The 14,260-nt window shown below is 58.7% G+C and carries 12 protein-coding genes; 9 read left to right on the forward strand and 3 right to left on the reverse strand.

The genetic code is table 11. The features are described 5' to 3' along the window. Positions 1-209: 209 nt before the first annotated feature. The 9 genes from ACNKID_RS03405 (at position 210) to ACNKID_RS03445 (ending at position 10,773) form a co-directional block, all read left to right on the forward strand. Positions 210-1,946: a M6 family metalloprotease domain-containing protein gene (locus ACNKID_RS03405; protein ID WP_417912032.1), complete on the forward strand. Its 1,737-nt coding sequence runs from the start codon at positions 210-212 to the stop codon at positions 1,944-1,946. 82 nt (positions 1,947-2,028) lie between these two features. After that, a complete protein-coding gene (locus tag ACNKID_RS03410; RefSeq protein WP_417912033.1) occupies positions 2,029-2,466 on the forward strand; it encodes an NIL domain-containing protein in 438 nt (145 codons plus the stop codon). Between the two features lie 27 nt (positions 2,467-2,493). Beyond that, a complete protein-coding gene (locus ACNKID_RS03415) occupies positions 2,494-2,880 on the forward strand; it encodes a hypothetical protein (RefSeq protein ID WP_417912034.1) in 387 nt (128 codons plus the stop codon). A 9-nt stretch (positions 2,881-2,889) separates the two neighbouring features. After that, complete coding sequence (locus ACNKID_RS03420) at positions 2,890-4,017, forward strand: AAA family ATPase (protein ID WP_417912035.1); 1,128 nt, start codon at positions 2,890-2,892, stop codon at positions 4,015-4,017. Further along, complete coding sequence (locus ACNKID_RS03425; protein ID WP_417912036.1) at positions 4,010-4,696, forward strand: DUF4276 family protein; 687 nt, start codon at positions 4,010-4,012, stop codon at positions 4,694-4,696. Before ACNKID_RS03420 ends, ACNKID_RS03425 begins: the two co-directional genes overlap by 8 nt. Positions 4,697-4,729: 33 nt before the next feature. Continuing rightward, entirely contained in the window at positions 4,730-6,094 is a 1,365-nt protein-coding gene (locus ACNKID_RS03430; protein ID WP_417912037.1) for a class II 3-deoxy-7-phosphoheptulonate synthase, read from the forward strand. Positions 6,095-6,778: 684 nt separating this feature from the next. Continuing rightward, positions 6,779-8,458: a hydantoinase/oxoprolinase N-terminal domain-containing protein gene (locus ACNKID_RS03435; protein ID WP_417912038.1), complete on the forward strand. Its 1,680-nt coding sequence runs from the start codon at positions 6,779-6,781 to the stop codon at positions 8,456-8,458. Positions 8,459-8,493: 35 nt separating this feature from the next. Beyond that, positions 8,494-9,858 (forward strand): IMCp domain-containing protein, encoded by a 1,365-nt coding sequence (locus ACNKID_RS03440; protein ID WP_417912039.1) that lies wholly within the window; start codon positions 8,494-8,496, stop codon positions 9,856-9,858. 219 nt (positions 9,859-10,077) lie between these two features. Further along, positions 10,078-10,773, forward strand: coding sequence for a DUF533 domain-containing protein (locus ACNKID_RS03445; protein ID WP_417912040.1), 696 nt, complete (start codon positions 10,078-10,080; stop codon positions 10,771-10,773). Positions 10,774-10,835: 62 nt separating this feature from the next. On the opposite strand, the gene gyrA is transcribed toward ACNKID_RS03445, so the two are convergent. From gyrA to ACNKID_RS03460, 3 genes are all read right to left on the reverse strand, one after another. After that, positions 10,836-13,349 (reverse strand): DNA gyrase subunit A, encoded by a 2,514-nt coding sequence (gene gyrA / locus ACNKID_RS03450; RefSeq protein WP_417912041.1) that lies wholly within the window; start codon positions 13,347-13,349, stop codon positions 10,836-10,838. 113 nt (positions 13,350-13,462) lie between these two features. Beyond that, positions 13,463-13,870 carry a bacteriohemerythrin gene (locus ACNKID_RS03455; RefSeq protein WP_417912042.1) on the reverse strand — a complete coding sequence of 136 codons (408 nt, stop codon included), beginning with the start codon at positions 13,868-13,870 and terminating at the stop codon, positions 13,463-13,465. Continuing rightward, positions 13,857-14,120 (reverse strand): hypothetical protein, encoded by a 264-nt coding sequence (locus ACNKID_RS03460; RefSeq protein ID WP_417912043.1) that lies wholly within the window; start codon positions 14,118-14,120, stop codon positions 13,857-13,859. Before ACNKID_RS03460 ends, ACNKID_RS03455 begins: the two co-directional genes overlap by 14 nt. Positions 14,121-14,260 lie beyond the last annotated feature (140 nt).

Here is a 14,260-nt window from a genome sequence, read left to right on the forward strand (position 1 = left end):
TGGGAGATATTCGTCCGCCAGCGCGGAACCTTTGTTCAGCCCGACGAGCTGCCGCCGGAGCTGCTCCTCCGGCTGAATACGGAAGCGGAGCCAGAGGCTTTGCTTGCTCTTCTGAAAGAGACCTGTTGACAGAAGGTTGCGGTGTCACCGAAAATAAAAAAGACACTTCTCATCGCAACCACAAGCTTCTATCGAACAGGAGGCAGGGCATGATGCAAACAAATCTTCTTCAATGGTGTGTCACTGTCGCATTGCTGCTGGGCTGCGCGGCAACCTCTCAGGCTCTTCAGCCTCCGACGGCTGAACAAGTTGAACAGTATAAAAAAGATGGCACTTGGGAGGAGCGGCGGCAGGCGGCCCTTGCCATAGGCAACCACAAGATGGCTCCCGGGCTGGCGGCAAAGACCAAGTATAAACTCAGCCGCTTGGCTTACGAGGCTGCCGGTAAGACCGCTCAAGAGATAGAGCAGATTCTTCCTGCTCCGCCTCCAGCGTGGAGAAACATGCCGACCACCGGCAATGTCAAGATGTTTGTCCTGTTGATTGAGTTCAATGATTATCTGCATATTTCTACTGATACTCAGGCCGTTGTTGACAGCAGGATTTTCGGCGCGGAAGACACAGGCAGCACACTGTATCCTTACGAGTCACTCAGTGCCTACTATAACCGGTCGTCCTATGGACTGCTGAACCTGCAAGGTGCCACCTTGGGCTGGTACAAGGCAGGCAATCGTTCTAGTGTTGCCCAGACTTATGTAGGCCGCGAGGCGTTGATCAAATCTGCTATCAATTACTTTGAAGGACTTGGCCATGACTTCTCTCAGTATGACAATAACGGAGACGGAGTAATCGATTATTTTGCTGTTATTTGGACCGGGCCGCATGGAGCATGGGCTTCATTCTGGTGGGGCTACCAGACCGAGTTCAGCGATTCTTCATACACTGTTGATGGAAAAAAGCTGGGGGGCTATTCATGGCAATGGGAGGCAGATTATTATCCAAATGGCAGTTTTGAGCCTCTTACGCTGATTCATGAGACTGGCCATGGCCTTGGTCTCCCGGATTACTATGATTATGATGACTCTGTTGGGCCGAAAGGCGGTGTTGGAGGCTTGGACATGATGGATGCCACGTGGGGAGATCACAACGCCTTCAGCAAATTCGTCCTTGATTGGCTGACTCCGACGGTCATCAAGGCAGGGGCTTATCCTGGGCAGGTGCTGGCCCCAAGCTCCGATGCGACAGCACCCCAAACTCTGCTGGTTATGCCGAATGCCGCCTCCACGCCCTTTCAGGAGTTCTTTATGGTGCAGCACCGCAAGCCTGAGCGGAATGATGTGCAGATTCCGACAGACGGCCTGCTGATCTGGCATGTGGATGCCCGGTTGGACGGAGGAGGCAACGATTATCTGTATGACAACTCTTATACTGCGCATAAACTCCTGCGGCTGATGGAGGCAGATGGGCTGGAAGAGATTGAGCAGAATAAAGAGGCGGATGCCGGAGATTTTTATGTGCCCGGCAGTACGTTCACAGATTCGACTTCGCCCAACAGCAAGGCATACAACGGTCTTGCAACTGGAATTGAGGTGACAAATATTGCTGCGGCGGGCAACGACATCACCTGCGATGTGACTCTTCCTTTTCCCCTATTGCAAGTCTTCAAAGGCGGAACAGGCAGCGGAACAGTGACAAGCAGCCCGGCGGGCATTGACTGCGGCGGCACCTGTTCTGCCTCGTTCGATTCCGGCGCAAGCGTGACCCTGACAGCCGCCGCAGACAGCGGCTCCCTGTTTACGGGCTGGAGCGGGGCATGTTCTGGTGCCAGCGATACATGCGTGGTCACGATGGATGCCGTGAAGAAATCAGCGCAGGCCAATTTCTGGCTGGAGAACACCCCTCCTGTTCCTTGGCTGCCTGCTGTCAAAATGCTGCTGAAGAAGTGATCTTTTCTTTATGCTGCGGAAGGTTCCGGGGATGCCTCGGCCTTCCGCCTTTCAAACCGTTAACCGCACTGGAACGCCAGCCATGACCAGAATCTACCACCTCAGCTACCCGAAAGAGAACTCCAGCCAGCCTGTGATCTGCCAGCTCGTCAAGCACTACGATGTGGAGTTCAACATCCTCAAGGCGGAAATCCTGCCCCAGCGCGACGGCTACCTGATTCTGGAGCTGAAGGGCCTCAAGGAGAACATCAACGCCGCCCTCGAATACCTTAAAAGTTTGGGTGTCAAGGCGGAGCGCATCGCCGGACGGGTGCATCGGGACGAGAAGAAATGCTTCCAGTGCGGAGCCTGCACCGGCATCTGCCCGGTCGGCGCATTGCACATTCAGCGGCCCGAAATGACGGTTGTGTTTGAGCCGGAGAAATGCACGGCCTGCGGTCTCTGCGTCACTGGCTGCCCGGTGCGGGCAATGGCGGTCTCTTTTGACCCGGTCACTGAAGAAAGCTGCGTTATGGCCTGAGCAAGAACGCACGACAAGGAAGGCGTTATGAATCCCAGCAGCGGCTCTTCATCTTTTTTCAATAAAGTTCCTTGGACCTTTTTAGTCATCATCTATCTGATAGTGACGCAGGTCATGGAGATTCCTTTGGACGGCGTGCCGGGCTTTGTCCTGATCGGCCTCGGCGTGTTCGTGCTTTTTGCCGAATTCTTCAAATCCGGCGACATCGGCCTGGCGGTTTTCATGCTGGACGTGGTCACGTCCGTGAGCGGGCTGGTGGCCGCCACTGTCCTGCTTTGCTATTTAGTCTGGGAAATGGGCCAGCCGCTGACTTTTTACCACTGGTTCGGCTACACCATCCTGCTTGGCGACACCATCCTGAGTCCGTTAAACTCCTTCCGCACCGCGCTGCGGAACTTCGGCGTGGGTTCGTAAAGGATTGTCATGCCGCAATCGTTAGACAAGCTAACCATCAAAGGCTTCAAGTCCATTCAGTCGCTGGAGAATTTTGAGCTGCGGAAGCTGAATGTGCTGATTGGCGGCAACGGGGCGGGAAAAAGCAATTTCATTGATTTTTTCCGCCTGCTGCGGGCCATGATGGAACTGCCGCTGCCAGGTCTTGCCAACACAAGTCTGCAATCGTATATTATCGCAGAAGGCGGCGGCAGTGATGCTTTTCTGTTCAATGGGCCGAAGGTTACACCTCAGATAGAGGTAGAAACAATGTTCGGACAAAATGGTTATCGTTTCAAATTAGCTCATACCACAGAAGAATTATTTATTATCAACGAAGAGGTGAGATGTTATTCAGGAGGATGTAAGCCATGGCGAGAGATTGGTAATGGCCGCACTGTTCCTTTTTTGCTTATAGATAAAGACAACGCTGGGATATATGGAAAATACAACCCCTCTTTCTATGTTTATGAGGCGATATCCTCGTGGAAGATTTATCACTTTCACGACACCAGCAAGACCGCGCCAATGCGCCGTTGGGAGACCGTTGACGACACGGAATATCTCCGGTTTGATGCAGCCAACATTGCACCCTTTTTATACCATTTAAAAGAGAACAACGCTGATTCATATCGGCAAATCGTTGAGACTGTCCGTCTGGTTGCGCCATTCTTTGGAGATTTCATTCTCAAGCCAAACGAGCATGAAAAAGTACGGGTGAACTGGCATCAGAAAGGCTCTGATTATCCGTTGCGGCCAATCCATCTTTCTGACGGCACGCTGCGTTTCATTTGCCTTGTCACTGCTCTGCTTCAGCCGAATCCGCCATCAACGATGATCATTGATGAGCCGGAACTGGGGCTGCATCCTTACGCCATTGAAATATTGGCCGAGCTGATTCAAGCGGCGGCGGAAAGAACACAGCTTATTGTCTCCACGCAGTCTCCTGCCTTGGTTGACTGCTTTCAGCCGGAAGATGTGGTGGTGGTCACAAGAGAAAAAGGCGCATCGGTCTTCAAACGGCTGAACGCGCAGGAGCTGTCCGCCTGGCTTGAAGAGTATTCTTTGGGCGATCTCTGGCGCAAAGGCGTTGTTGCAGCAGGCCCTTCTTATGAGTAAGGTGGAAGTGTGCATTGTTGTGGAAGGGCCGACTGAGCAGCTGTTTGTCCGTGATGTTCTTGCCCCGGCAATGTCCGTGAAAGGAATCTATCTCCACGCCGCCCGCATTGGCAGTCCAGGACATAAAGGCGGCGACATCCGCTTTGAACGGGCAAAAAACGACATCGGCAATTTCCTCAGGCAGCGGTCAGATACCTACGTGTCAACCATGTTTGATTATTTCAGAATTGATGCAGACTGGCCGGGCAGAGAAGAGATCAGAGGAAAAGTCAGTTCTGGTGCCGCGCTTTCCGCTGCTGAGAAAGCCAACCTGATGGAGGAGGCGACGCGGCAGAAGATCGTTGCGAGCTTCGGCGGCAACAATGCCGACCGTCGCTTCATTCCCTACATCGCCATGCACGAGTTTGAAGCCCTGCTGTTCAGCGATCCCGTTGCGCTGGCGGAAAAGATCAAGGTTGAGCCGGAGCGTGTGCGGCAGATTCTTGCGGAATGCGGCAGCCCGGAAGAAATCAATGACCGCCCGGAGACCGCGCCTTCTAAACGAATTGCCGCGTTGATGAGCGGATACCAGAAGATTGTCATGGGCAGCAGCATTGCTGAAACCATAGGCATTCCGGCCATGCGTCGGCAGTGTCCGCATTTTGACCAATGGCTGACCACGCTTGAGCAGCTTCACTAAGAGATATAAATTTCAACCCTGATACATATCGCCATGACTACTTGGAACAAATCTTCTTGGAAAAGCAAAACCGCCTTGCAGCAGCCGGACTGGCCTGCGCAGGAGCTGCATGAAGCAACCGGCCTGCTTTCGCACCTGCCGCCCTTAGTGGCTGCGGGCGAAATCCGCGAGCTGAAAGCGCATCTGGCCAAGGCGGCCAAGGGCCAAGCTTTCCTGCTGCAAGGCGGCGACTGCTCCGAGGAGTTCGCCCGCTGCTCTGCGCCGAACATCAAAAGCACCCTCAAGGTGCTGCTGCAAATGGCCGCAATTCTGACCTACGGCGGCGGCAGGCCGGTGATCAAGGTGGGACGCATCGCAGGCCAGTACGCCAAGCCGCGTTCCAGCCCCACCGAAATGGTCAACGGCGTGGAGCTGGCCAGTTATCGCGGCGACATGTGCAATTCCGTAGAAGGCACGCCGGAGGCCCGCAAGGCCGATCCGCAGCGGATGGTCAAGGGCTACTATCTCTCCGCCGCCACGCTCAACCTGCTCCGCGCCTTTGCCCAAGGCGGCTTCAGCTCCCTGCACAACGTGCACAAGTGGAATCAGGAGTTTGTCAAAAATTCTCCGGTCGGCGGCGACTACGAGCAGAGCGTGGCCCGGCAGATCGAGCGGACGCTGCGTTTCATGGAGAACATTGGCATCCACACCGATATGCCGCAGATCAAGGAGGTGGAGTTCTTCACCTCGCACGAGGCCCTGTTCTTGGATTACGAGGAGCCGCTGACCCGCGAGGATTCTGAAGACGAGATCCGGGGCCGCTGGTATGACTGCTCCGGCCACATGCTCTGGATCGGCGACCGCACCCGTCAGCTTGAGGGTGCGCATGTTGAGTTCCTGCGCGGGGTGCGCAATCCGCTGGGCATGAAGGTGGGGCCGGGCCATAACCCGGAGGAAATCGTCAAGGTGATTCAGCGGCTCAACCCGGACAACGAGGAAGGCCGGATGACCCTGATCACCCGCTTTGGCGCGGGCAAGGTGGAGCAGTACCTGCCGCCGCTGATCCGGGCCGTGCGGAGCGAGGAATTGAATGTCCTCTGGTGCTGCGACCCGATGCACGGCAACATCCGCAAGGCCCTGAGCGGCTGCAAGACCCGCAGCTTCGAGGACATACTTGCCGAGCTGAAGAGCTTCTTCGCGGTCTGCGGCAGCGAAGGCGCGATTCCGGGCGGCGTGCATTTCGAGCTGACTGGCAGGGACGAGCAGACCGGCGACGTGACCGAATGCACCGGCGGCGCGTCCGGCCTGAATGACGAAGGGCTGCGCCGCAACTACTGCACCGCCTGCGATCCTCGGCTGAACGCCGAGCAGTCGCTGGAAATGGCTTTCCGTATTGCCGAGATGCTCAAGGCGAGCTGATGCAAGCTTGTCCCTGAGTTGAACAGGCCGACGGCGGCAGGAACAAGCGCAGAGCTTGTTTGCTGCCCGCCGTTCTCGGCTGCGAACGCCTCATTCCCCGTTGGCAATGAGGCATTCCCTCTTTCGAACGCCTCATTGCCAGCTGGAAATGGCCCATTGCCAGCTGGCAATGCCTCATTCCTTGTTGGCAATGACACATTCCCTCTTTCGAATGCCTCGTTGCCAGCTGGCAATGCCTCATTCCTTGTTGGCAATGACACATTCCCTCTTTCGAATGCCTCGTTGCCAGCTGGCAATGCCTCATTCCTTGTTGGCAATGACACATTCCCTCTTTCGAATGCCTCGTTGCCAGCAGGGAATGCCTCATTGCCAGCGGGGAATGCCTCATTTCCCCTTGGCGGTAAGGCCGCCGAAACAAGGAAAAAGTCGTTGTTTCTTCAGAAGATGACAAAGTTTCAGTCTTCCGCCCTGCTCGGCTGATCAGCTGAGAGCTTCCGCGCTCGGAGGGCGAACAGCAGCTTTTCCCCCTTTGCTTCCTCCGTAAAAAACGCTTCTTCTTTCCTGCTTCTGGCTCAGTCCGCGCTGGACAATCCGCCGCCAGCGGTTTACAATAGCTCTTTTTCAGGCATTATTGAGCAACAAGCAGATTTCCAATCGGTTTTTCAGCAGAACAAAGAGCGGCGGATGGACAGCTACTGCATCGGCATTGACACAGGCGGCACCTGCACCGACGGGGTGCTGATCAGCAATTCCACCCTTCAGGTGGCGCACTGGGTCAAAGAGCCGACCACTCACCACGACCTCGGCATCGGCGTGGGCCGGGTGCTGGCGCGCCTGCTGACAGGTTCCGGCGTGCCGCCGGAGGCGGTCAGGCGGCTGTCTGTCTCCACCACGCTGGCCACCAACGCGGTGGTTGAAGGCCGGGGCGCACGGGTCGGTCTGCTGGTTTTCGGCCATGTGCGCCATTTCAAGCTGCCGGTGACAGCCAGCGTCTTCATGAAAGGCGGGCATAAAATCACGGGCGAAGAGGACGAGCCGCTCGATCTCGAAGGGCTGGTGGATTCGGTGCGGGCGATCCGGGGCGAGGTGGACAGCTACGCGGTGTGCAGCGCGATGTCCATCAAAAACCCGGCGCACGAGCTGGTGGCGGAAGAGGCCATCGCCATTCTTGATCCCAAGCCGGTGTTCTGCTCGCATCAGGTCAGCGGCAGTCCTGGCATGCACGCCAGAGCCGCCACCGCCTGCCTGCACGCCCGCCTGATGCCGCTGATGGTTGGCTTTCTTTCTTCAGTGCAGATATCCATGCTCAAGGCCGGGCTGAACTGCCCGGTGACCATCATCTGCGGCAATGGCCGGGGCGCAGGCTTGGACGAGGCGGTGCAGCGGGCCGCGATCACCGTGGCCAGCGGCCCGGCAGCGACCGCCCGCTTCGGCTGCACCGCCGGAGAGCGCACCGCGCTGGTGGTGGATGTCGGCGGCACCACCACCGATGTCTGCATGATCCGCGACGGCCATCCGGTGCTCAGCAACGAAGGCTGCCGGATCGGCCAGTGGCAGACGCATATTGAAGCCATTGACATGTACACAGCTGGCGGCGGCGGCGACTCGCACGTCATCTGCACTGCCGAGGACGGACAGGGCGGCAGCATCAGGCTGGCTCCGGTGCGGGTGCAGCCGCTCTGCATGACCGCCGGCCTGCCTGATCCTGAAGACTGGCTCGGCTGCGGCCTGCGCAACGCCCTGATCATGCCGGTGGAGGGGCTGGACGAGGCCGCAGCCTCGCACGATGAGATTCTCAACTGCCTGCTCCAGCATGGCCCGCTCAGTCCGCAGTCCCTGGCCCTCAGAACTGGGGCTGCCGGGATGCTCTTGGAGAAATGGCTGGAGCGGCTGGCCTACCGTCAGCAGATCAAGGTGATCGGCTTCACCCCGACCGATGCCCTGCATGTCCTGGGCAAGCTGGCGATTGGCAACCGGCATCAGGCGGAGCAGGGGGCAAAAGCCTTGGCCGCTGTCCTCGGCATGGATGTCGAACGCCTCTGTCTGCGGGTGGTGGCTGAGACCGAGCAGGTCATCGAAACCATCATTCTTGACTATTTGGCCCGCAAGGTCTGGCCTGCCAGCGAGGCCGCGCCATTCTTAAGCAGCAAGGACAACCCGTTCTTCAGCCTCAGCGTGGCAGTGAAAATCCCGATCATCGGCATCGGCGCGGCCTCGCGCTGCTTCCTGCCTGCTGTGGCTGAACGGTTGCGCACCACAGTCAGCTTCCCGGATTATTACGAAGTGGGCAACGCGGTGGGCGCGGCTCTGATCGGACGCGAGGAGTTTCCTGTCGGAGGAGACGCACTTTCTGGGCGGGAATAGGCCTGCTCATCAAAATGAAGGAGAAGGAGGAAGAAATGAACAAGAAGATTTTGGTGTCCGCCGCTGTGCTGGCCGCATTGACCGCCCCTGTGGGTGGCGGAGCGCAGGCTGCAAGCATTCTCAGAACGGTGGGCACGCACCCGGTCTCACGTCCGCTGTCGACCGTGAATGATTTGCAGGCCATGATGCGGGAGATGGGCGGCGACATCGAGGCGGGCATGGCTGCGGCAGGCAATGCCGACTTGTTTCCCTTGGTGCAGGCGCACATTGCCAATTATCCGCAGAGCCAGATCGCGATTGTCGAGTATCAGCCAGGACAGCACATTGACTGGATGCTCTTCCGGCGTTACGGCAAGGGACGGGTGAAAGTGGCGCGAGATGTGACCTGGGGCGGCAGCTCCGCGCTGCAGGCGTTTGAGTTCACGCTGGACAAGGACGGACAGCGGTACATTTTTGCCGTGCCGTTGCAATGCGGCAACTTGGCCCTGAAGGAGTCCGGTCTTGCGCCTGCGGTGCAGGCTCCGGCTGTTCAGATCAAAGAAGTTCCCGGCCCGACGGTCTACGTTCCGAAAGAGGTGATCAAGGAAGTGGTGCGCACCGTTCCTGGCCCGGAGAGGGTCGTTCATGTTCCTGGCCCGACAGTTTATGTCCCGAAAGAAGTGGTCAAATACGTGGACCGGCCAGTGGTCAGAGAGGTGGTGAGACAGGTTCCCGGCCCGACGGTTTATGTCCCGAAAGAAGTGGTCAAATACGTGGACAAGCCGGTCGAGGTGGTCAAGTATGTTGACAAGGAAGTGGTGCGGGAAGTGAAGGTGCCTGTTCCTGGCCCGACAAGGACTGTGGTGAAGAAAGTCATGGTTGCTGGCCCGACCAAAACCGTCTATGTGGACAAGCCGGTGGTGAAAGAGGTGAAGATTGGAGCCAAGTGCTGCGAGTCGCCTTTCCATTTCATCGCTGATCTCGGCTATCTCCATCAGAAGGAAGAGGATCAGGTGAATTACGGCTTCGGCAGGCTGGGCGTGGAGTATGTCGCCAGCCCGCAGTTCTCCTTCCTGGCTTTGGCGGGCGGGGCGGCCAAAGCGGGCGGAGACAGCGGCGAGGATGCCTTCCTCCTTGATTTTATGCTCCAGTACAACTTCTTCCAATGCCCGACGCAGGGCGGCATGTGGTCGCCCTTCTTTGCCGGACTGGGCATCGGCGCATGGATGACCAACGGCGATGACGATGTGCCCAGCGAGGACAGCGGCGCGGATATCATCGCCGAGCTTGGCCTCCGCATCTTCGGCAATCCGGCTGGAACCAGCGCGGCCATCTTCTTGCAGGGTCGGGCGGCAACCGACGAGCTGGACGAGCTGGAGGAGTATGGCCGCGTCGGAGCCGGTCTGCGCTTCCGCTTCTAAACAAACAGCATTCGCACGCACGCAAGAGGGCGGAGGGCTCTGCGGCCTCCGCCCTTTTTCTTTTGGCAGAGGCAGTCTTTCCTCAAGCGTCTCTGCCGCGCTAAAAAAACACTTTCCTTTGCTCCGTCTGAGCGATATTCTTGAATCGCGAACCGCGCTGCGTCGTCGGACAGTCCGTGCACTGCGAAACAACGGAACTCATCTCAAGGAGAACGCTCTATGAACATGGAAAAACTGCTGGGAAAGCTGCTTCAGGAAGCGGTGGGCGGTCAGTTTGGCAATGCCCATGACCGCCAGCAGCATAAGAAATCGTCGAATGACTCCCTTCTTGGCAGCCTGACCAGCCAGCTTGCCTCCGGCAAGGGGCTGATGACCGCCATCGGCCTTGGCGTGGGGGCGTATGAAGTGTTCCGCACCAGCGGCCAGCGGCAGCAAGGGCCGCCGCAGCCAAACTGGGGGACTGTTCCGCCCGCGCCCGGCACGTCTGCAAGCCCTCCACCCCCGCCGCCAGGTCCGACTCCGGCGCAGACACCTCCCGCAGCACCTCCGGCTGCTGCCGCGCCTTCCGGCGGCGATCAGGATTTTGCCTGCCGCCTGATCCGGGTGATGATCGCGGCGGCCCATGCCGACGGCACACTGGACGCAGAGGAGGAGCGGAGCATTCTCGACCGCCTGCGCAGCGCGGAATTGTCGCAGGAAGAAAAGATGTTCCTGCTGGAAGAGCTGCATCATCCCCGCAGCATCGCTGAGCTGACGGAAGGCATCAGCAGCCTCCGCTTGACGCAGGCAATGTATGCCGTGGCCCTGTCCGCCATCAAGGTGGACACCGAAAGCGAACGCCGCTGGTTAGATGAGCTGGGCGCGGCCCTCGGCCTCAGCGAGGAAATCCGCCGTTTCATCGAAGAAACCCGTTAGGGGCGGTTTCGCCCGCCCGGCTGCCGCTGTCAGCGGCAAGCCGGGGATTCCCGCTGACAGGCTCAGTCCTCTGCTGCTTCGTCCTCCTCTGGCTCAACATCCCCAGAGGAGCGCGCGAGGATGGACATATCCACCACGCGCTCACCTTCACCAAGGTTGATCATGCGCACGCCCTGGGTGTTGCGGCCTATCACCCGCATGGAGTCCATGGGCATCCGAATCACCTTGGCTGAGTTGGCAATCAGCATCACCTGATCGCTGTCCTCAACCTGGAGCGCACCAACCACCAGGCCGTTGCGCTCGCTGGTCTTGATTGTGGCCACACCCTTGCCGCCCCGGCTTTGCAGGCGGTACTCGGACACAGCGGTGCGCTTGCCGTAGCCGTTCTCGGTCACGGTGAGAATGGACGTTGACTCGCACTCGCTCTTCTTGAGCACTACCGCGCCGACCACTGCGTCGCCCTCCTCCAGCGTAATCCCCTTGACTCCGACCGCGACGCGGCCCACAGCCCGCACATCATCTTCCTGGAAATGAATGGACATGCCTTGCCGGGTGACGAGGAAGACCTCGTCCTCGCCCGAGGTGACAGCAGCGCAGAGGATCTCGTCATCCTCGCGGATGGTCAGGCCGAACTTGCCCTTGCGCATGGGCCGCTTGTACTCAGCAATGCTGGTCTTCTTGACGATGCCTTTCTTGGTCACAGTGAGGATGCAGAGGGCTTCGTCCGCATTGGCAAGATCAGCTATGGGCAGGATGGCAGCCACCTTCTCGCCTTCGCCCAGCTCCAGCAGATTGACTACTGCCCGGCCCTTGGCTGTGCGCCCGCCTTCAGGCAGCTCATAGACCTTGCGCCAGAAGACACGGCCTAAGTTGGTGAAGAACAAGAAGGTGTCGAGGGTGGAGGCGGTGTAGAGGCCGGAAACAAAGTCATCCTTGCTGTCGGCCATGCCAGTCACGCCCTTGCCACCGCGCCGCTGCGCCCGGTAGAGACTGAGGGCATTGCGCTTGATGTAACCGTTGTGCGAGACAGTGACGACCATCTCTTCAGCAGCGATCATGTCTTCCGGCAGTATCTCGTCTGCCGCCTCGATCAGCTCGGTGCGGCGGCTGTCGCCGTACTGCTCGCGGATGTCCCGGAACTCGTCGCGGATGATCTGCATGACCAAGCTGTCATCTGCCAGCACGCTCTTGAGATAGGCAATGCGGCCAATGGTCTCGGTGTATTCCTGCATGATCTTGTCGCGCTCCAGACCAGTGAGGCGTTGCAGGCGCATGTCAAGGATGACCTGGGCTTGCAGCTCGGAGAGGGAGAAGCGGTCCATCAGTCCGGCCTTGGCTTCGGGCGGGCCAGCAGCGGTCTTGATCAGCTCTACGGCTGCGTCTAAGTTGTCCAAGGCAATCTTCAAGCCTTCCAGCAGGTGAGCGCGTTCCTCAGCCTTACCCAGCTCAAAGGCGGTGCGGCGGTAGACCACGGTGCGCCGATGCTCTAAGAAGTGGACAAGCAACTGCTTGAGGTTAAGTATCTCTGGCCTGCCGTTGACAATGCAGAGCATGATCACACCAAAGCTCTTCTGCAAGGGTGTGAGGGTGTAGAGCTGGTTGATAGTGATGTCTGCGTTCTCGTCTCGCTTCAGGTCCATGACGATGCGCAGTCCGTCACGGTCAGACTCATCACGCACCTCAGCAATCGAGGTGATGCGCTTCTCCTTCATCAGCAGGGCGATGCGCTGCACCAGATCAGCCTTGTTCTGCTGAAAGGGTATCTCCGTGACGACTATGGCCTCGCCTTCGCCCTTCTTGCGCCGCTCCACGTGCAGCTTGCCACGCATCATCAGCCGGCCCCGACCAGTCTCATAGGCCTCGTAGATGCCAGAGCGTCCGCAGAGGAAACCGCCGGTGGGGAAGTCCGGGCCAGTGATGTGCTCCATCAGCTGAGCCACCGTGAGTTCCGGGTTCTCGCTCAGGGCTATGAGCGCGTCCATCAGCTCAGTCAAATTGTGCGGTGGTATCTTGGTCGCCATGCCTACCGCAATGCCCTCGGAGCCATTGAGCAGCAGGTTGGGGATGCGGGCAGGCAGGACAGTCGGCTCCTGCTGCGAGCCGTCGTAGTTGGGGATGAAATCCACCGTGTCCTTGTCTATGTCCGCCACCAGCTCCTGATCCAGCCGACTCATGCGGGCCTCGGTGTAGCGCATGGCCGCAGGGGGGTCTCCGTCCATGGAGCCGAAGTTGCCCTGACCATCAACAAGCGGGTAGCGCAGGGAGAAGTCCTGGGCCATGCGCACGATGGTGTCATAGACTGCCGTGTCGCCGTGCGGATGGTACTTGCCGATCACGTCGCCGACAATGCGGGCGGACTTGACGTAGGGCCGGTTGTGGAGCGTGCCCAGCTCGCGCATGGCATAGAGGCAGCGCCGGTGCACGGGCTTGAGGCCGTCGCGCACGTCGGGCAGGGCGCGGCCCACAATCACGGACATGGCATAGTCCAAATAGGACTTGCGCAGCTCCTTCTCAATGTCAACGGTCTGAATCGATTCTTCGGGCAGGACTTCGTCCTGCGCTGTCTCTGTGCTCATGCTGAGTCGCTGTTCTGGTTGGATGACACGGCAGCGGCAGATTGTCTGCGGCAGCTCTGCCGCCAAATGTACCGCATCTTGACCGGATAAGCCACTGAAACCGTGCGGCTGCGCTAGAGCAGGCCGTTCTGGTTGAAGAACTCGCTGTACTTCTTGTCCGTGCCTTGGATGTGCCCCCGCAGCCAGTCGCGCAGGAAGTAGAGGGTGTCGATGGAGACGGTCAGGCGGCCCGCTTCAAAGTCGTGCCGGAAGTCGGAGACCTGCTTGACAAAGGCGGCGTGCTCCTTCACATGGGCCGCTGTGTCTGGGTAGTTGAACTGGGCGAAGTACTTCTCTTCCGCCTTGAAATGGGTGTCGGTGTAGCTGACAAGGCCGGCAAGTATCCTGCCCAGCACCTCCTTCCCTTTGCCGCTCTTCATCGCGTCGTGCAGATCATTGATCATAGCCACCAACTTCTTATGCTGCAAGTCGATTGCCCATACATTGACGCTCAGACTCTCATCCCAGTCAATCAAAGCCATAGTGACACCTCCGCTTGTTGTTGTGGCTGCTCCGGCAAGCTGGCCAGCTCCTTGCTGGACAAGCCTGCGCAGGCCGCCGGACGTTCTTCGTGCAGTATACAGTATATCCGCTTGCCGGTCTCAGAATCCAGCTCTGTTCCGCTTTTTCCGCATGAGCGGTCAGCCGGGCCGCTCCCGGCGGCAGCGCGGCGCGGCAGGATTGGGGGGTGATGAGGGCGTTCACTTCGGGCCGCCAGTGGACAGCCGCCATGATGGTTCTCCGGCGCAAGGGAAAGGGGGGCTGCGGCAGGACGGATGCGCATCAGATGCAAGCTAAGACGCGGCGGCGGTTTTGTCAACAGGATTCCGCAGGGCAACGCCAGCGCAGGCAAAAGATTTTTTGCCCCTGCG

This window comes from Candidatus Electronema sp. TJ (genome assembly GCF_048287355.1).
Lineage (GTDB): Bacteria > Desulfobacterota > Desulfobulbia > Desulfobulbales > Desulfobulbaceae > Electronema.